The sequence below is a fragment of the Aurantiacibacter odishensis genome (assembly GCF_003605195.1).
Lineage (GTDB): Bacteria > Pseudomonadota > Alphaproteobacteria > Sphingomonadales > Sphingomonadaceae > Alteraurantiacibacter > Alteraurantiacibacter odishensis.
The window spans coordinates 116,757-135,073 of sequence record NZ_QYOS01000019.1; the positions used below are offsets into that span (position 1 = coordinate 116,757).

The 18,317-nt window shown below is 63.5% G+C and carries 20 protein-coding genes; 6 read left to right on the plus strand and 14 right to left on the minus strand.

Going from position 1 to position 18,317, the window contains the following annotated elements:
- Positions 1–139 precede the first annotated feature (139 nt).
- Complete coding sequence (locus tag D4Q51_RS02620) at positions 140–1,621, plus strand: HWE histidine kinase domain-containing protein (protein ID WP_120076196.1); 1,482 nt, start codon at positions 140–142, stop codon at positions 1,619–1,621.
- Positions 1,622–1,812: 191 nt separating this feature from the next.
- On the opposite strand, the gene D4Q51_RS02625 is transcribed toward D4Q51_RS02620, so the two are convergent.
- Positions 1,813–2,808: an adenosine kinase gene (locus D4Q51_RS02625; protein WP_120076197.1), complete on the minus strand. Its 996-nt coding sequence runs from the start codon at positions 2,806–2,808 to the stop codon at positions 1,813–1,815.
- 92 nt (positions 2,809–2,900) lie between these two features.
- Here D4Q51_RS02625 and D4Q51_RS02630 point away from each other — a divergent pair, with 92 nt between their 5' ends.
- From D4Q51_RS02630 to D4Q51_RS02640, 3 genes are all read left to right on the plus strand, one after another.
- Positions 2,901–3,608, plus strand: a complete 708-nt coding sequence (locus tag D4Q51_RS02630; RefSeq protein ID WP_120076198.1) for an EI24 domain-containing protein — start codon at positions 2,901–2,903, stop codon at positions 3,606–3,608.
- Positions 3,609–3,621: 13 nt separating this feature from the next.
- A complete protein-coding gene (locus D4Q51_RS02635) occupies positions 3,622–4,056 on the plus strand; it encodes a hypothetical protein (protein ID WP_120076199.1) in 435 nt (144 codons plus the stop codon).
- 78 nt (positions 4,057–4,134) lie between these two features.
- Positions 4,135–5,076: a hypothetical protein gene (locus tag D4Q51_RS02640; RefSeq protein WP_120076200.1), complete on the plus strand. Its 942-nt coding sequence runs from the start codon at positions 4,135–4,137 to the stop codon at positions 5,074–5,076.
- A gap of 20 nt (positions 5,077–5,096) precedes the next feature.
- On the opposite strand, the gene D4Q51_RS02645 is transcribed toward D4Q51_RS02640, so the two are convergent.
- The 12 genes from D4Q51_RS02645 to D4Q51_RS02690 form a co-directional block, all read right to left on the minus strand.
- Positions 5,097–5,456, minus strand: coding sequence for a HesB/IscA family protein (locus D4Q51_RS02645; protein ID WP_205689426.1), 360 nt, complete (start codon positions 5,454–5,456; stop codon positions 5,097–5,099).
- Complete coding sequence (locus D4Q51_RS02650) at positions 5,456–5,956, minus strand: SUF system Fe-S cluster assembly protein (RefSeq protein ID WP_120076306.1); 501 nt, start codon at positions 5,954–5,956, stop codon at positions 5,456–5,458. Before D4Q51_RS02650 ends, D4Q51_RS02645 begins: the two co-directional genes overlap by 1 nt.
- A 17-nt stretch (positions 5,957–5,973) precedes the next feature.
- Entirely contained in the window at positions 5,974–7,167 is a 1,194-nt protein-coding gene (locus D4Q51_RS02655; RefSeq protein ID WP_120076202.1) for an aminotransferase class V-fold PLP-dependent enzyme, read from the minus strand.
- Positions 7,164–7,922, minus strand: a complete 759-nt coding sequence (locus D4Q51_RS02660) for a SufD family Fe-S cluster assembly protein (protein ID WP_120076203.1) — start codon at positions 7,920–7,922, stop codon at positions 7,164–7,166. The genes D4Q51_RS02655 and D4Q51_RS02660 overlap by 4 nt, the downstream gene beginning before the upstream one ends.
- 55 nt (positions 7,923–7,977) lie before the next feature.
- On the minus strand, positions 7,978–8,358 hold the full coding sequence (locus tag D4Q51_RS02665; RefSeq protein ID WP_120076204.1) for a hypothetical protein: 381 nt from the start codon (positions 8,356–8,358) through the stop codon (positions 7,978–7,980).
- A complete protein-coding gene (sufC, locus tag D4Q51_RS02670; RefSeq protein WP_120076205.1) occupies positions 8,355–9,101 on the minus strand; it encodes a Fe-S cluster assembly ATPase SufC in 747 nt (248 codons plus the stop codon). The genes D4Q51_RS02665 and sufC overlap by 4 nt, the downstream gene beginning before the upstream one ends.
- Before the next feature lie 12 nt (positions 9,102–9,113).
- Positions 9,114–9,302: a hypothetical protein gene (locus D4Q51_RS15605; protein ID WP_162925107.1), complete on the minus strand. Its 189-nt coding sequence runs from the start codon at positions 9,300–9,302 to the stop codon at positions 9,114–9,116.
- Positions 9,303–9,422: 120 nt separating this feature from the next.
- Positions 9,423–9,971, minus strand: coding sequence for a DUF559 domain-containing protein (locus tag D4Q51_RS02675; protein WP_120076206.1), 549 nt, complete (start codon positions 9,969–9,971; stop codon positions 9,423–9,425).
- The gene (locus tag D4Q51_RS15610; protein ID WP_162925108.1) at positions 9,968–10,231 is read right to left on the minus strand and encodes a hypothetical protein; all 264 of its coding nucleotides are present in this window, start codon (positions 10,229–10,231) and stop codon (positions 9,968–9,970) included. The genes D4Q51_RS02675 and D4Q51_RS15610 overlap by 4 nt, the downstream gene beginning before the upstream one ends.
- A 62-nt stretch (positions 10,232–10,293) precedes the next feature.
- Positions 10,294–11,775, minus strand: a complete 1,482-nt coding sequence (sufB, locus tag D4Q51_RS02680) for a Fe-S cluster assembly protein SufB (RefSeq protein ID WP_120076207.1) — start codon at positions 11,773–11,775, stop codon at positions 10,294–10,296.
- Positions 11,772–12,188 (minus strand): SUF system Fe-S cluster assembly regulator, encoded by a 417-nt coding sequence (locus D4Q51_RS02685; RefSeq protein ID WP_120076208.1) that lies wholly within the window; start codon positions 12,186–12,188, stop codon positions 11,772–11,774. Before D4Q51_RS02685 ends, sufB begins: the two co-directional genes overlap by 4 nt.
- A gap of 117 nt (positions 12,189–12,305) precedes the next feature.
- Positions 12,306–13,193, minus strand: coding sequence for a helix-turn-helix domain-containing protein (locus D4Q51_RS02690; RefSeq protein WP_120076209.1), 888 nt, complete (start codon positions 13,191–13,193; stop codon positions 12,306–12,308).
- A gap of 426 nt (positions 13,194–13,619) precedes the next feature.
- On the opposite strand from D4Q51_RS02690, the gene D4Q51_RS02695 reads away from it, so the two are divergent.
- Positions 13,620–14,657 carry a quinone-dependent dihydroorotate dehydrogenase gene (locus D4Q51_RS02695; RefSeq protein WP_120076307.1) on the plus strand — a complete coding sequence of 346 codons (1,038 nt, stop codon included), beginning with the start codon at positions 13,620–13,622 and terminating at the stop codon, positions 14,655–14,657.
- Here D4Q51_RS02695 and D4Q51_RS02700 read toward each other — a convergent pair.
- Positions 14,654–16,378 (minus strand): gamma-glutamyltransferase family protein, encoded by a 1,725-nt coding sequence (locus tag D4Q51_RS02700; protein ID WP_240624530.1) that lies wholly within the window; start codon positions 16,376–16,378, stop codon positions 14,654–14,656. The two genes, D4Q51_RS02695 and D4Q51_RS02700, sit on opposite strands and share 4 nt — an antisense overlap.
- Positions 16,379–16,518: 140 nt before the next feature.
- Here D4Q51_RS02700 and D4Q51_RS02705 point away from each other — a divergent pair, with 140 nt between their 5' ends.
- A complete protein-coding gene (locus D4Q51_RS02705) occupies positions 16,519–18,315 on the plus strand; it encodes an AMP-dependent synthetase/ligase (RefSeq protein ID WP_120076211.1) in 1,797 nt (598 codons plus the stop codon).
- The last annotated feature ends 2 nt before the right edge of the window (positions 18,316–18,317 follow it).

The following is an 18,317-nucleotide window of genomic DNA, read 5'->3' on the forward strand; positions in this document are numbered from 1 at the left end:
CGCCACCGTTCGGAGGCGCCGCAATCATCAGCCGGGTTCACTTAACGTCATTAAAACGAGGCGTTAACCGACCTTCGGGCAAAGAGCTTTGTGATCCTGCGCCCTGTCGCTACTCTGGTCGGGCAATAGGGAGACTGCCGTGACCAGAATAGATCGGGTAATTTTCCCAAGGTCTCCACTGGTCCAGAACGCGCTTGCGATTCTGGCGGAGACCTCAAAGATCGTGGGAGAGGGCTACTTTCCCGTGCTCGTCGAAGCGCTTGCCCGCTCATTGAGCGTGCGGTGGGTATTCGTTGGAAAGTTTGACAGAGCAGATCCGACCCGATCGGAGACCATTGCCTTCTGGGACAATGGTCCCGCAGAGAATTTTTCCTACTCGCTCGAGAACACGCCGTGCGCGAATGTGGCGTCTGATAGTGTCTGTTGCTTTCCGGACAACATTTGTGACCTGTTTCCGGATGACCAGCTTCTTATCGATATGGGTGCCCGAAGCTATGCCGGCATGCCGCTGCGCGCTGCGGATGGGCGGGTTCTCGGCCTGGTGGCGGTTCTCGATGAAGAACCCTTCTCCGACCCGGAAGCCGTCGAGAACATCATCGCGCTGTTTTCTGGCCGGGCCGCCGCCGAGCTGGAGCGACTTGCCACCCGATCAGTAAACGAGCAACTCGGAAGGATCGTCGAGGCATCGGTGAGCGAGGCTTTCGTTTTCAACGGCGATTCCTACCAGTTCGAACTCGTGAACCGCGGTGCCCGGCAAAATCTCGGGTATACGATGGAGGAGCTTCGAACCCTGACGCCCTGGGACATCAAGCCCGAATTTTCCAAGGATGAGTTTCTTGCCTTCCTGCAGCCGCTGATTTCCGGTGAGGAAGAAACGCTCGTCTTCGAGACGGTGCATGTCCGCAAGGATGGGTCGACTTATCCGGTGTGCGTGCAGCTGCAGTATTTTCCCGACGTCGGAAACGTCTTCTTCGCCTCGATTACCGACGAGACCGAGAAGAAGAAGCAGGAAGACCACGAACGGCTCATCCTGCGTGAAATGAGCCACCGAGCGAAGAATGTACTGGCGATTGTCCAGGTTCTCGCGCGGCAAACGGTGAAGAACCATCCGGAGGATTATTTAGCCAGTCTGGAAGCGAGAATCGCAGCTCTTTCCGCCAGTCACGATATCCTGATCCGGAATGAATGGAAGGCCGTCCCCCTTCAGGACCTTGTACGCTCGCAGCTTGCCCATTTCAGGGATCTGCTGGAGAGCAGGATACAGTTGAGCGGCCCGCACATCCTGCTCACCGCCCAGGCGGCTCAGGGCTTCGGGCTGGCGCTGCACGAGCTGGGGACGAATGCCGCCAAATATGGGGCGCTTTCGAACGCGGACGGCATCGTCACCATATCCTGGCAGGAAATCTGCGAAGGCGGCGAACAGGTCTTCGAATTGACCTGGAAGGAAGCGGGCGGCCCCGAAGTGATACCTTCCGAGACAAAGGGTTTCGGGTCGTTCCTGATCGAGAAAGGGCTCTCCTCGCAATTTGGCGCTGATGTCCGGATCGCCTTTGATCGGACAGGCATCGTCGCAAGGTTCCGCGCACCGTGCGACAGGGTGCAGGCAGATGAACAGCGATAGGTAAGCCATCGGGCAAGGCCGCACCTTTCCTACAGCGGGTGCGCCTGCCACAGCCGCGCCCGCTCTTTCTCGCCGTCCGCTATCGCTTCCAGTTCGCGTCCATTCGCATGCGCGCGCGAGGCACGCCTATGGAAACAGACGAAACCCTACGCCGTGCATGTATTTCATCAACTAAAGTCGCCGTCGCCCGATCAGCCGAGCTTTACGGCCATCAGCTTGGCAAGGTCCGTTTCCGGGCGCGCGCCGTAGTGGCTGATGATTTCCGCCGCCGCGATGGCGCCGCGCTTCAGGCAGCGGTTCGGTTCCTCGCCGCGCACGTGGCCGAACAGGAAGCCTGCGGCGAACAGGTCGCCCGCGCCGGTGGTGTCCACTACCTTGTCGATCGGCTCTGCCGCCACTTGGTAAAACTCGCCGCCCGTGGCGCAGACCGCGCCCTTCTCGCTGCGGGTCACGACCAGCGTGGGCACCTTGTCCTTCAGCGCGTCGATCCCGGCGTCGAAATCCTTCTCGCCCGTCAGCGCGCCCAGTTCCACCTCGTTGGCGAACAGGATGTCGATCAGGCCATCGTCGATCAGCGCGCGGAAATCGTCGCCGTAGCGTTCGATCACGAAAGCGTCGGACAGGGTGAACGCCACCTTGCGGCCCGCCTGCTTTGCCGTCGCGATGGCAGAGCGCATGGCCTTGCGCGGCTCTTCCGGATCCCAGAGATAGCCTTCGAGGTAGAGGATCTCAGCGCCTCCGATGGCTTCCTCGTTCAATGCACCTGCCGGCAGGAACTGCGTTGCGCCAAGAAACGTGTTCATCGTGCGCTGGCCGTCGGGCGTCACGAAGATCAGGCAGCGCGCGGTCGGCGGCTCGCCCTCACGCGCGGGCACGTCGAAATCGATGCCCACGGCGCGAATGTCGTGCGCGAAGACGTTGCCCAACTGGTCGTCCGCCACCTGCCCCACGAAAGCGCACTGCGCGCCCATGCCGGAAAGACCTGCCAGCGTGTTGGCTGCCGAACCGCCCGAAATCTCCTTCGCAGGGCCCATCGCGTCGTAGAGTTCCTTCGCCTGGTCGGCATCCACCAGCGTCATGCCGCCCTTGGTCATGCCCAGCTCCTCGACCAGTTCGTCCGAAGCGGGGGCCATCACGTCGACAATGGCGTTACCGATGGCAATTACGTCGTAACGGGGGGCAGTCATGCAGTCTCCTGAACTCTATCCGGCGCGTTTTCCGGTGCGGGCGCGCCACGCGGCGTTGACTTGGCCGATAGGGCGCGCAATCGCAAGGATTGATGGGTTCACTTGCAACTTCCCTGGCACTGGGCCTGCGCCAACTGGCGGACAGCACAGTGCTGCGCATCCTGCTGAAGAGCCTGGGCGTGACGATCATCGTGTTCCTGATCGTCGCCACGGGCGGGTGGTTCGCGCTCGACTGGCTGCTGGCCTGGGGCGGGCTGGAGGACAGCCTGTTCACAGGGGCGGGCGCGGTTCGGGGCGCTGTCTCCGCGCTGCTGGCGGTAGTCGGCCTGTGGCTCACCTGGCGCATCGTCGCCATGGCGGTGATCCAGTTCTACGCCGACGAGGTGGTGCAGGCGGTGGAAGCCCGTCACTATCCGCAGCAGGCCGAACTGGCGCGCGACCTGCCGTTTGCAGAGCAGATGCGCAACGCCCTCTCCGCCTCCGGGCGCGCCTTGCTGGCGAACCTTGTTGCGCTCCCGCTCGCGCTGATCTTGCTATTCACCGGCATCGGCACCTTCGCGCTGTTCCTGCTGGTGAACGCCGTGCTGCTTGGGCGGGAGTTGCAGGACATGGTCTGGCTGCGCCATTGCCATTCCGCTGGCGACTGCGCGCCGGTCAGCCGTGCGCAGCGTTTCCTGCTGGGCGGGGTGATCGCGGCCATGCTGGCCGTGCCCTTCGCCAATTTCCTCGCGCCTGTGCTGGGGGCGGCATCGGCAACCCATCTCGTCCACCGCAATTCCCGCAACCGGTCCAATCCGTAGAAAGACGCCACCTATGCGCCTGACAGCCGCTCTCCTGCTGGCCGCCACCCTTTCCGCCTGTGTTTCCGCTCCCCGGCAGCAAGCCCCGGCCCCGCCGCCGATCACGGTCGATCCGAGGCAGGTCCCGCCGACCGATCCTGTGGCTGTGCCGCCGCCGAGGTCAGGCTTCCGCGTGCCGGAAATCATGGAAGGTCCAGGGCTGGCGGGTCTTATCCGCGAACCCGCCTCCACGCTGGTCTCGCGCTTTGGTCAGCCACGGCTCGACACGCCAGAGGGCGACATGCGCAAGTTGCAGTTCAGGGGCGAGGCCTGCGTGCTCGACTTCTACCTCTATCCCCTGTCGCCCGGTGCTGAGCCGGTGGCGACCTGGGTGGAAGCGCGCCGCTCCAGCGACGGGGCAGCGGTCGACCGGCTCGCCTGCATCCAGGCGCTTTCACGGCGGCGCTGAGGGGCGAATTCGGGTCTCGGTAACGCGAATTTAAGCCTGTTGCGGCATGACCTTCCCCGCACAGGAGGATTTGCCCCGATGAGTTTTGAATTCGCCGAGATCGCCCGGCACGCCGCTGCCGATCGCACCATCAGTTCGGAAGAAGTGATGGCCCTGCGCCGCGAAGGTTGGGCCGACGGACGGATGAGCCGCGAAGAGGCCGAAATGGTCTTCGCCACGCAGCACGCCATCGACAATCCCTCGCGCGAATGGTCCGACTTCTTCGTGGAGGCGATCCGCAACCACGTGCTGAACGGGTCCGACCCACGCGGTTTCGCCAGCGCCGAGGAAGCTGAGTGGCTGATCGCGCAAGTGGAGGCGGACGGCGCTGTCTGCTCGATGACTGAACTGGAACTGCTCACTTCCATCATCGAGCGCGCGCATAACGTGCCCGAAACGTTGAAAAGCTACGTGCTCGGCGTAATGGAGCGCGAGGTGCTGGAAGGCACCGGCCCCACCCGGTGCGGCGGAGAACTGTCGGACAGCCACGTCAGCGCGGCTGAATGCCGCATCATGCGCCGCGTGATCTTCGGTCAGGCGAGTGATCGTCCGGCAGCAGTCAGCCGCCGGGAAGCTGAAGTGATGTTCCGCATCAAGGACGCAGTCGCAGGCAGCGGCAATGCCCCGGAATTCAAGCGGTTGTTCGTGCAGTCCGTCGGCAATTACCTGATGGGTTTTGCCCATGCGAACGGGCAGATCAGCCGCGAGCGGATGCTGGAACTGGAAACCTTCGTGGCCGACAACAAGGCCAACGTGGGCCGCTTCATGGGCCGTATGGCGAAGCAGGCGCCCAATGCCTTCGGCGTCGTCTTCGGCAGGAAGGACGACAGCTCAAGCCGTGAAGAACAGGTTGCCGCAGATGCCGAGGTCACGGCGTTCGAACAGGACTGGCTCGACGCGCAAATCGCCCGAAGTGGCGACGTGGACGAATACGACCAGGCGCTGCTGGAATTCATCGCCGAGGAAACCGGCGAGGCCTGAGCCTCACGCGATAGAAAGCCTCAAACCATGAAGCTTTCGCCGCACCCGCAGGCGCCCTTGGCGTTGGGGTTTTCGAACACGAAACCGGCGGTGAAGTCGTCCTCCACCCAGTCCATCGTGCTACCGACGAGGTAGAGCACGCTGGCACCGTCGATGTAGAACACGCCGCCGGGCGTCTCGATCTTCTCGTCGAAAGCCTGTTCCTCGGTGACGTAATCGACCGAATAGGCAAGCCCCGAGCATCCGCGGCGCGGGGTGGAAAGCTTGACGCCGATCGCATCGTCGGGCGCTTTTGCCATCAGGTCTGCCACGCGCTGCTCGGCAGCGGGCGTCAGCACGACGGCGGCTTTTGGCGCGGGTCGGGTCTTTGTCTCGGTCATCACAGCATCCCCAGTTCGAGGCGGGCTTCGTCGCTCATCTTGGAGGGGTCCCACGGCGGATCCCACGTCACCACGACTTCGGCATCGCGCACGCCGGGAAGGCCCATCACGCGCATCTCGATTTCGTTGGGCATGGTTTCGGCGACAGGACAATGCGGCGTGGTGAGCGTCATGGTGACTTTCACGTCAGCATCTTCTGCTACCTCGACATTATAGATCAGGCCAAGGTCGTAAATGTTCACCGGGATTTCCGGATCGTAGATATCCTTCAGTGCATCGATCACCGACTGGTGCAGTTCGCCGCCCGGTTCACCGGCGGGCACGCCCTCGGGTTTCTTCTGCAGGAAACCCTCCAGGTAGTCTCGCTTTCGCTCGAACTTCTCGCCCGCTGTCTCTTCGGGCAGCGGCGCATCCGACACGCGGGCACGCGGCGGCTTCTCGACCACGTTCTCGGTGGGCGAGGGCGCTGCCACGAAATCCTTGTCGTCGTTCTGGGTCATGTCCTCGTGATTTGACATCAGCCGAAAATCCTCTTGGTGCGTTCGATGCCGCGGATCAGCGCGGCGACGTCTTCTTCGTCGGAGTATATCCCGAAGCTGGCGCGCGCGGTGGCGGGAATGCCCAGCTTCTCCATCAGCGGCTGCGCGCAGTGGTGGCCTGCGCGGATCGCCACGTTCTCTTCATCCAATATGGTGCCCAGATCGTGCGGGTGAACCCCTTCCATCATGAAACTGACGATCCCGGCGCTGTCATCCGGCCCGTAGAGCGTCACGTCGTTCATGCCGCGAAGGGCCTCGCGGGTCTGGCGCACCAGTTCCGCCTCGTGCGCGTGGATCGCTTCCAGCCCGATCTCCGCCACGTATTCGCAGGCCGCGGCAAAACCGATTGCCTCGACGATGGCAGGCGTGCCCGCTTCGAACCGCTGGGGCGCGGGGGCATAGGTGGTCTTTTCGAAAGTTACCTTGTCGATCATCGCCCCGCCGCCCTGCCAGGGGGCCATGGTGGCAAGCAGATCAGCCCGGCCCCATAGCGCGCCGATCCCGGTCGGGCCATAGAGCTTGTGCGAGGAAAAGGCGTAGAAGTCGCAATCGAGCGCGGCCACGTCCACAGGCACGCGAGGCACCGCCTGGCAACCGTCGAGCAACAGCTTTGCACCAACCGAGTGCGCAAGGTCGGCGGCGCGTTTGCCGTCTACCACGCTGCCGAGCACATTCGACACGTGCGCGAAAGCGACCATCGTGTGCTCGCTCGTCAGCATCGCCTCGGCAGCGTCGAGGTCGATCTGCCCGTCTTCGGTGATCGGGCACACGTCCACCTGCCATCCGGCCAGTTGCCACGGCACGATGTTGGAGTGGTGCTCCAATTCGGACAGCAGCACGCGGCCTTTGTCTGGGTAACTGTAAGCAAGCAGGTTGATCGCCTCGGTCGCGCCACGGGTGAAGACGATCTCGTCCTCCTGCCCGCCGATAAATTCCGCCACCCGGCGACGCGCTGCCTCGTATCCCAGCGTCATCTCGGCGGAGCGCGAATAGACACCGCGATGGACCGTCGCGTAGTCGGCGCCCAGCGCGCGCGACACTGCGTCGATGACCACCTGCGGCTTCTGCGCCGTCGCGGCGGAATCAAGGTAGTGCCACGGCTGGCCATCGGCAGTGACCATGCCGGGGAAATCGGCCTTGCGGGACTTCGTGGCAGCGTCGGTCGGGCTCATGCGATGCGGTCTCCCGCATCGTCTAAAACGTCGAGGGCGGCTTCGAGCAAACGCTCCGCCTCGCCCTCGTCTTCCAGAGCGGCAAGCGCATCGGCAATGAAGGCGCGCACCAGCAGCTTCTTGGCCAAGTCGGGCGAAATGCCTCGGCTGGCCATGTAGTAACGCGCCATCTCGTCCATCTGGCCGATGGCCGCGCCGTGGGCGCATTTCACGTCGTCGGCAAAAATCTCCAATTCCGGCTTGGCATTCGCGGTGGCGCCCTTCTCCAGCACCAACGCCTTGAAATCCTGCCCCGCATCGGTGCGCTGCCCGCCCCGGCCCACGTTGATCGCGCCGAGGAAGTTGCCCGTCGCCTCGCCCCAGTGAACGGCGCGCACCACCTGATTGGACGTCGCCTCGGGCAGGTCATGAGTCGTGCGGGTCACGAATTCGCGCACGGCATCCCCGCCGCCGATCGTGACGCCGCCGAATTCGAAATGCGCGCCCGTCGCGAGCTCGGTTTCCACTTCCACGCGGGCGTAGTCATTGCCCACGATGACGACGAACAACTCGGCCCGCGCGCCTTCACCCGCCTTGATGCGGATGCGATGCAGTTCGGGCGCTTCGTCGCCCACGATCATGCACTGGCGCTTCGTTTCACCAGCGGCGAGTGTGATCTCCTCCCACTGGTCGAGCGCCGCCGCGCCGAGTTTCTGGACTGCGGCAATATCAGAATAGCGCCAGGCTTCGTCTCTGGTTGTCGGCATGGTAGTCATGCTTCGCTCCTTTCAAGAGCTTCGCGTAAGTAATCGGTGAGGAGTTTCGCGGCGATCATGATCCGGCGCGCTCCCATGCCATGCGGGTCAGCACGGCGTCTTCGTAGTCTTCGGCGCAAGGGCCGACGGTTTGCGCCAGTTCGCCGATGCGAGCGTCTCGCTCCCGGCGCGGGAGGTCGAGCGCGGCCAGCGCCTGCACGTCGGCGTCCACCTGCATTGCGCAATAGCGCAGGGCATTGCAGCGGATATCGTCGAGCGCGGCATCGCCCGTGCTTTCGTCGATGTCGCAGGCAAAGGCCCCGTCCGCACGGCGCACGCGGCCACGAAATGCGTCCATGCGCTCTGCCAGCACGCGAATTTCCTCCGCGACCGCTGGCGGCATCGGTGCCTCTGGTGCCGTCTGCACCATGGCAGCAAGGGCGAAAGCCGCGATCACGCCGCCATCACCTCGTCGTAGCCCTCGTCTTCCAGCTTCTTCGCCAGGTCCGCGCCGCCGGTCTTCACGATGCGGCCGGCGGAAAGGATGTGCACGAAATCGGGCTGCACGTAGTCGAGCAGGCGCTGGTAGTGGGTGATCAGCAACACGGCCTTGTCGGGCTTACGCATGATGGCGTTGATGCCTTCGCCCACGACCTTCAGCGCGTCGATGTCGAGGCCGGAATCGGTTTCGTCCAGCACCGCGAAGGCGGGGTCGAGGATGCCCATCTGCACCATTTCGTTGCGCTTCTTCTCGCCGCCGGAGAAGCCGACGTTCACGTTGCGCTTGAGCATTTCCATGTCGAGCTTCAGCAGCCCGGCCTTTTCCTTGGCGAGCTTCAGGAATTCGCCGCCGGTGAGTGGTTCTTCACCGCGCGCCTTGCGCTGCGAGTTCAGCGCCTCACGCAGGAACTGCACGTTGGAGACGCCGGGAATCTCGACCGGGTACTGGAAGCCCAGGAACATGCCCGCCGCCGCGCGTTCGTGCGGCTCGAGGTCCATAAGGTCCTTGCCGTTGAAGGTAACGGAGCCCTGCGTGACTTCGTAGCCCGGACGTCCGCCCAATACGTAGGCCAGCGTGGACTTGCCCGCGCCGTTCGGCCCCATGATGGCGTGCACCTCGCCCGCGTTCACTTCGAGCGAGAGGCCCTTCAGAATTTCCTTGCCGTCGATTTCGGCGTGGAGGTTTTCGATTTTCAGCATTTCGTACGTCTTTCAAACTTCCATGAGGTTGATCGCAGAGGGGGCGAAGTAGATGGCAACGGCGGCAAACAGGAAAGCGAGCAGAAGGCCGGTTCCGCGTCGGTCGCTGTTCATCGCGGTCAGCAGTGAGAGGATTGCAATGGCCGCCGCGACCACGAACACGATCACCGGCATATACGGGTGCTGGAGCAATTCTCGCATGAAGCGTTCCTTTCAGGTTCGAGGGCCGACCACGTCGACCAGGTTGCGCGACCCGAACCATGGCACGGCAATCCGATTGGAGGACTGCGCCGCGCCGCACTTCAACTGTCCTGTTCTAGGCTATCGCCTGTCCCCCTCCTTTCTGCGCGGCGGACCGTTGCCTGCGCGGTCGTAGCGCGGGCGGGTCTGCCGGGGATTTTCTGCTTCGTGACGACGGCGCGCTTCGCCCTTGTCGGCGATGCGCTGCCGCATTCCGGCGGTGATACGCTTCAGCACGTCGTCCATGTTTTCGAGGATATCGGTGGCGGCGAGGTGCATCACCTTCACGCCGACGGCATCCAGCGACTTGTCGCGGCGGCGATTCAGCGCCGGGTCGTCGCCTTCCTCGTCGATCACGATGGCCATGCCGAGGTTGTGGCAATTGAAGTCAACAATCGCGCTGCCGACCACGGCGAACCGCTTGAAGGTATACTTGCCGAGGTCCGCCTTGGCGAAGCGCTCTGCCAGCGCCTTGTGCGCTTCGGAAGCATGGCGCTTCATCTCGCGCGCACGATCGTGCAGCGCGTCGAGACGCTTGTCGGAAATCTCCCAGCCTCGCCCACGCTTCTTGAGCGCGGGCGCTTCGGCGTCCGAGGTGTCGCGGAGGTTGAGGGTCTTGCGATCAGTCATTGGACGGTCTCGCGATTGCGATCTTCTAGCAGACTGCGCGCCAATCCATCGTGAATTTCGTCGTAAGCTTCGATCGACTCGGCAAAAACCGGGACAACGCGCATCCGGAGTGCATGGGCCCGCGCGTCAGAGCACTGTTCGCGTACTGCTGCCACATCCGAACCAACAGGTTGCGAAGGAACGCCCAGCGATTTGACCGCTTCGTCTATACATCGCGCATAGGCGAGATTCGCCGAAGAAATCTCTTCAAACGGGGGCATCGGGTCAGCCTCCTCCGCGCATCCGATAACCGAAGACGCACATATCAAAAGAAAAAGTGCCCTCACCCCACGCTCCCCTCAAGCGAGATCGCCAGCAGCTTCTGCGCTTCGACGGCGAATTCCATCGGCAGCTCTTTCAGCACTTCCTTGGCGAAGCCGTTGACGATCAGCGCCACGGCCTCTTCCTCGTCCAGGCCGCGCTGCATGGCGTAGAAGAGCTGGTCGTCGCTGATCTTGCTGGTGGTGGCCTCGTGCTCGATCTGGGCGCTGGGGTTCTTCACCTCGATATAGGGCACGGTGTGCGCGCCGCACTGGTCGCCCAGCAGCAGGCTGTCGCACTCGGTACGGTTGCGCACGCCATCGGCATTGGCCGCCACGCGCACAAGCCCGCGATAGGTGTTGTTCGACTTGCCCGCGCTGATGCCCTTGGAAATGATCGTGGAGCGCGAGCCCTTGCCGTTGTGAACCATCTTGGTTCCCGTATCGGCCTGCTGGTGGTTATTCGTAACCGCCACCGAGTAGAATTCGCCCACGCTGTTCTCGCCGTTCAGCACGCAGGAGGGATACTTCCACGTCACCGCAGAGCCGGTTTCCACCTGCGTCCACGAAATCTTGGAACGGTCGCCGTGGCACAGGCCACGTTTGGTGACGAAGTTGTAAATGCCGCCCACGCCTTCGGAATTGCCGGGATACCAGTTCTGCACGGTCGAGTACTTGATCTCGGCATCTTCCATCGCGACCAGTTCCACCACCGCGGCGTGCAGCTGGTTCTCGTCTCGCATGGGCGCGGTACAGCCTTCCAGGTAGCTGACGTAGCTGCCCTTTTCGGCCACGATCAGCGTGCGTTCGAACTGGCCGGTGTTCTCCGCATTGATGCGGAAATAGGTGGAAAGCTCCATCGGGCAGCGCACGCCTTCGGGCACATAGACGAAAGTGCCGTCAGAGAAGACCGCCGCGTTGAGGCAGGCGAAATAGTTGTCGCGCTGCGGCACGACTTTGCCGAGCCACTTCTTCACGAGGTCCGGGTGCTTCTTCAGCGCCTCGGAAATCGAGAGGAAGATGACGCCGGCGGACTCCAGTTCCTTGCGGAAGGTCGTGGCGACGCTGACAGAGTCGAACACCGCATCCACGGCTACCTTGCGCGCACCCTTCACCCCGGCAAGCACTTCCTGCTCCGCAATCGGGATGCCGAGTTTGTCGTAGACGGACTTGATCTCAGGATCGAGTTCGTCGAGCGATTCGAGCTGCTCCTTCTTCTTCGGAGCGGCGTAATAGTAGGCGTCCTGATAGTCGATTTCGGGATAGCCGAGCTTGGCCCAGTTCGGCTCCTCCATCTCTTCCCAGATGCGGAAAGCCTTCAGGCGCCAGTCAAGCATCCATTCCGGCTCGCCCTTCTTGGCCGAGATGAAGCGGACGGTGTCCTCGGTGAGGCCCTTCTCCGCAAATTCGGTCTCGATGTCGGAGGACCAGCCATGCTCGTACTCGGCAGCCTTCTCGGCGGCTTCGCGAGCTTCGCGGTCTTTCACTTCGACTTGTTCATTCATGCCATTTCTTCCGTTCTTGCCAGCTGCACCAGCGAGATATCCGCCAGCGCGCTGCGCAAAGCATTGTTCACAATCGGCCAGTGCGGCTGCACCGCGCAGCTGCCTTCCAGCGCGCAGTCGTGCCGCCCTTCATCGACGCAGGAGGTGAGCGCGATCGGCCCCTCCACCGCCTCGACAATGTCGGCAAGGCTGATCGCCGCCGCCGGGCGTGCCAGCTGCAATCCGCCCCCTGCGCCCCTTGCCGACCGCAGGAGGCCCGCTGCCGTCAGCTTGCTGACCACTTTCTGCACCGTGGGGGCAGGCAGGCCGGTTTCCTCGGCCAGTTCCGCCGCAGACGTGCGCCCGCCACCGCAATGGCGCGCGGCCTCGCTCATCGTTACGACGGCGTAATCTGCAAGATTGGATAGTCTCATTTCGGGCGCAATAGTTTAATCGGACCAATTCGTTCCGATTGGTCACCTATGCGTAAATCAGGCGGAATCAACCCATTTCCGCCTGTTGCGAGTCGTTAGCAATTCTGTCCGGAGGACTCAGCCCAGTTCGCGCAGGTTCTTTGCGTCGATCAATTCGCGCAGGTACGGCGCATCGCTATCGGCAAGACGCGCAGGCGTGCGCCCCACGAACTCGCGGATTTCGTGGATCATGTGCGGCTGATCGTAAAACGTATCCTCGATCATCGCCGCTTCCTCGGGCACCAGCTCTGGTTTCGAAAACGCGGCGGCAGCCCGCAGCGCGCGGTATTTCCTGCGCAGCGCCACGGGCGATACACCGAAATACTGCTGCACCAGTCGCTGGGTCTGGCGGCGGGAGAAGCTGCTGGCGGCGTAGAGGTCCTCGATATCGGGAAGCAGGCTCTGCGAGAGCCAGCGCCCGACCGTGGCAATCAGTTCGAGATGCGGCGCCCGCGGGAGCTTTGCATGGGCGACGATCATCGCCGAGATCTCCTCGACCATGTGTTGCGCACCGTGTTCGCCGTCGCGATAACCCTGGCAGAGGTTCTTGCTACGCTCCGCTATTTCCGGGGCAAGCCAGTCAGCGGCATCGTAGAGGTGATTCGCATGCTCCTGCGCATGAAGGCCCGTCAACGAAGCCCAGCCGAGCGGGGAAAGCGCAGCGCCGACGGCATGAAATGGTCCTTCCACCTCTATGTGGAGGGCCCGAGACAGCGGCGTCAACAGGTTGACCTCGTGCGACCAGTCGTATTCGCCGTCCGGAAGGCTCATGCGCCCCTTTCCGCACGGGAAAAGCGAGAGGTGGCCGATTGCGGCGGGCTGGATATCGCGGATGAGGCGGTCGTCGCAGCGGAAGTGATAGAACGTTGTCACGAATTTCGCGACATCGCCTTCGGGCGCGAGATAGTCGATCTCGAAGCGGCTCGGCGGGGTCAGTTCCCCAATGCCAGGATTTTCCCTCTTCATTGCCGCGTCCCCATCAACAGCCCACTCATCCTGACCGTTATCCAGCCATCGCGCCAGCCTTTCGATACGGACGGAAGGTCAGGATACCGCAACTGGATCCGAGCGACAAACACACGGACACCTAGGCGCGTTCCGACGGCACGGAGAGGGTCGCTGGTCGAATCGCCGAAACAAAAAAAGGGCGGCCAGAACCAGAAGGTTGGCCGCCCTGTTTGAGTAGAGGTCTCGTAGCGACAAACGCTTCGAGCCCTTCGGGTCGCGGATGCTGCCTAGCCATTTCTTGCGCGCAACGCTTGTAAGAAGACGACATTCGCAAGCCTTGGGCCCAGACAGACGAATTATTGACCGACGGACGGAACCCCGTCGCCACAAGTTGGCGCTAGAAAGCGTTGCGCAATGCGGCTTGCTGCTGCCAAGGGCCTATCCATGCTCTATTCGCTTATTCGTCCGGCCATCTTCACGCTCGATGCAGAACGTGCGCACGGCCTCGCAATCAAGGCGCTGAAGGCCCTGCCGCGCGGCAGGCCCGCACCCCTGAAAGGGCCGCTCGGTACAGAGGTGGCGGGCATTCGCTTCCCCAATCCCGTCGGCATGGCCGCCGGGTTCGACAAGGATGCCGAGGTGGCAGACGCGCTGCTGGGGCGGGGCTTCGGCTTCGTCGAGGTTGGCTCCATCACCCCCCTGCCGCAACCGGGCAATCCGAAACCGCGCCTGTTCCGCTTGAAGGAGGATCGCGCGGTCATCAATCGCATGGGCTTCAACAATCGCGGCGCCGAGGCTGCTGCTGTGCGCGTCGCCTCCCGCGGGACGCGCCCCGGCGTGCTGGGCATCAACATCGGCGCGAACAAGGACAGCGCGGATCGCATTGCCGACTATGCCGCGATGACGCGGATCATGGCGCCCTACGCCACCTATCTCGCGGTGAATATCTCCAGCCCGAACACGCCCGGCCTGCGCGCCTTGCAGGACGAAGGCGCGCTAGTGGAACTGCTCGACAGCGTGCTGGAAGCGCGCGGGGCTCAAGGCCCGCCGGTGTTCCTGAAAGTCGCGCCTGACCTGCAGAACGCAGACGTCGACGCGATTACTAGCATCGCGATGGACAAGGCACTGGGCGCACTGATCGTTGCGAACACCACGATCTCGCGGCCCGAACTCGTCTCTGTCCATAAGGGCGAGACCGGCGGCCTGTCGGGCGCTCCGCTCAAACCGCTGGCGCTGGAAATGGTCCGCGCCTTTCGCAAGGCATCGGGCGGGGCAATCCCGCTGGTGGGCGTGGGAGGCATCGCCACGGCCGAGGATGCGTGGGAGCGCATCCGTGCAGGTGCCTGCCTGGTGCAGCTCTACAGCGCGATGACCTATCGCGGGCCGAACATTGCCCGGCAGATCACTAAGGGTCTATCAAAGTTGATGAAGCGCGACGGCTTCGCCAGCATTGCCGATGCCGTGGGCAGCGAAGAGGTCTAGGGTTCTCCCACCAGCACCACGCCTTCGCGGCGCGGATCGTAACCGCCGTCGACCTCCCCATTGCGGATCAGCACCGCGTGAACGCCGGAGTCCTCGCCCTGGCCGGGCTGTAGGTCGAAACCACGCTCGGCAAGGCCCTCGACGATCGCCGGATCGAACCGGCTTACCTCGCCCCCAATGCGGTTGCCGCGCGCGACGAGGTTCGGCTGTGCGAGGGCATCCTGCACAGAAAGCCCCCAGTCGACTGCCGCGACAAGCGTCTTGCCGACGTAAGCGGGAATGGAATTGCCTCCGGCAGATCCGATCGCTCCGGCAAACTGGCCATCGGCATCGAGCAGGATCAGCGGCACCATCGAGGAACGGGGGCGCTTGCCGGGTGCCACGGCATTGGGTGCCTCGTCGCCATTCGGCTGCAGCGGGTTGAAAGAGAAGTCGGTCAGCTGATTGTTGAGGAAGAAACCGTCGACCATTCGGCCAGTGCCGAAAATGGATTCGACCGTGGTGGTGATCGAGAGGACATTGCCGTGCCGGTCGCGCACGATGAAATGTGAAGTTCCGGCGGGTTCGTGCGTCAGGTCTTCCATAGCGAGTTTCGCACCTGCGGGCTGTCCCGGCTCCACGTTTTCCGCCGCCACCGGGCCGATCAGCGAGGCGCGCGAGTCGAGGTAAGCCGGATCGAGCAGGCCCTCGACAGGCACGTCGACGAAATCGCCGTCGCCGAAATAGGCATCGCGGTCAGCATACATCAGGCGGCTCGCTTCGGCGAAGAGATACCAGGCCTGCGGATCGTCCGGACCACGCTCTGCGATATCGGTGCGTTCCAGCAGGGCGAGCAGTTCGAGCATCGCGGCCCCGCTCGACGGTGGCGGCGGAGCGCAGACACGGTATTCGCGCCACGCATTGCAGACGGGTTCGCGCCTGATCGGACGGTAAGTGGCGAGGTCCGCCATCGTCATCGCGCCGCCCCGCGGCGCGGCGCGCGTGCGCTGGACGATCTCGGCAGCCGTGCTGCCCTCGTAAAGTGCGGAGATGCCGTTGGCGGCCAGTCGCCTGAGGAAGTCGGCATATTCTGGGTTTTCCAGCCGGTCCCCCGCGCCCTTGCGCGTGCCATCGGGCGCGGCGAAGTAGGCGGCAGCATCGGGCTGCGCGAGTTGCGGGAAATCGATGCCGAGGAACCGCCCGAGACGCGGGCTGATGGCGAAGCCATCCTCCGCCGTAGCGATCGCAGCATCGAACAACCCGCTCCAGGGAAGCGCGCCATGCTCCTCGTGAAGCATTGCCAGCGCCGCCACCGCGCCGGGAACGCCCGTCGCCCGTCCGCTGACCACGGCTTCGCGATAGCCCAGCGGCTCGCCCTCGGCGTCGAGGAACATCGTGCGGCTGCCCTGCGCCGGAGCCGTCTCGCGCCCGTCGTAGATGATCACGCTGTCGCTGGAAGCATCGTAGTAGTTGAGGAAGGCGCCGCCGCCCATGCCGGAGCTTTGCGGCTCCACCAGCGAGAGCATGGCCTGCACCGCCAGCGCCGCGTCGGCCGCACTACCACCGCGTTCCAGCACGTCCATGCCCGCCTGCGCTGCCAGCGGATTGGCCGCGATCACGAACGGAGCGATCTCCTGCTGCGCGAAGGGTGCCGAGGCCGGCGTTTCGACCGTGGCGGGAACAGGGGCGCAGGAGGCGAGAGTCAGCGCGGCGAGAGCGGCGCACATACGTGTAAGGACCATGGCGCAAGCCTTAGGCATCAAGCCCATCGCTGGCAATGAAGCAGGCTTGCCCCCCGCGCGCCTGCCGCCTAACTCCTGTTTTCAAGTCACTGTCCCGGCCAGAACACAAGCAAGGCAGGGCGCAAGGGAGAGCACCGCGCATGCAACTCGCCGATATCGACAATGCCAGCAGCCTAGTCGCACTGTTCCTGCAGCGCGCCGACGAGCGCGGCGACAAGCCGTTCCTGACGGCGAAGAAGGACGGCGAGTGGGTCTCCATGTCCTATGCCGAGGCGGCCGAGAAGGTCTGCCTGATGGCGGAAAACCTGCGTAAGCTGGGCCTTCGCGATGGCGACAGGGTGGTGATCGTTGCCGAGAACCGGCCCGAGTGGTGCATCGCCGACCTCGCGATCATGGCGGCAGGCTGCATCACCACGCCTGCCTACACCACGAATACGGAGCGCGATCACTGCCATATTCTTGACGATTCAGGCGCAAGCGGCGTCGTGTTGGGCAATGCCAAGCTGGCAGGGCCGCTATTCCGTGCCATCATGAAAACGGGTCGTGGCAAGCAGGTGATCGCGATCGATCCCGTTTCCTCCTCGCAAAGCGGCAGTATCGAACTCACCAGCTGGGACACGATTGCCGAGGGAGACCCAGTGGCAGCGCGCAAGGCCGTCGACGCGCGCATCGCTGGCTTCAGGCGCGACGACATGGCCTGCATCATCTACACCAGCGGCACCAGCGGCGCACCGCGCGGGGTGATGCTGCACCACGGCGCGATCCTGCATAACGTCGCGGCTGCGGCTCATGTGATCGAGAACGACTTCGGCTGGGAAGAGGAACGCTTTCTGTCGTTCCTGCCTCTGAGCCACGCGTTCGAGCACACGGCCGGGTTCTACCTGCCGCTCGGTCTGGGCGCAGATATCTGGTTCTCCGAAGGGCTCGACAAGCTTTCCAGCAATCTCGAGGAAGCGAGGCCCACGATCATGGTGGTCGTGCCGCGCCTGTTCGAAGTGCTGCGATCGAAGATGATGAAAGCGATCGAGAAGCAGGGCAAGCTTGCCCGCTTCCTGCTGGGACGCGCGCTGGTGTTGGGCGAAAAGCAGGTGAAAGGAACCACCGGCCTCATCAGCGCGGCGGACGATGCCCTGCTGTCTGCCACCCTGCGCCCCAAGATCAAGGATCGCTTCGGCGGCCGGGTGAAGGCTCTCGTTTCCGGCGGTGCACCGCTTAACCCCGAAGTGGGCGGGTTCTTCCAGGCCATGGGTCTCACCATGCTGCAGGGCTATGGCCAGACCGAGAGCGCGCCGGTGATTGCGTGCAACTATCCCAGCGCCGGGATCAAGCTCGACACCGTCGGTCCGCCCCTGCGCGGCGTGGAAGTGAAGATCGCCGAGGACGGCGAGATCCTGGTGCGCGGCGAACTGGTGATGAAGGGCTATTGGCAGCGTCCCGACGACACCGAGAAGACACTGGAAGGCGGCTGGCTGCATACCGGGGACGTGGGCCACATCGACGACAAGGGCCGCATCAAGATCACCGACCGCAAGAAGGATATCATCGTCAACGACAAGGGCGACAATGTCGCGCCGCAGAAGCTGGAAGGGATGCTGACGCTGCAACCCGAGATCAGCCAGGCGATGGTCTCGGGCGACAAGCGGCCCTACATGGTCGCGCTGATCGTGCCCGATGCCGAGTGGGCCGTGGCTTGGGCGCGCGAGAATGGCGAGAAGTTCGACATGGCCGCGCTGCAGGAGCTGCCCGCCTTCCGCGCCGCCATCAAGGCCGCGATCGATCGCACGAACGAGGATCTCTCGGTAATCGAGAAAGTGCGTAAGTTCGTGCTGGCGGACGAGCCGTTCACGGTGGACAACAACATGATGACGCCGACGATGAAGATCCGGCGGATGCAGATCCGCGAGAATTATCAGGATCGGCTCGACGCGCTCTATTGAGC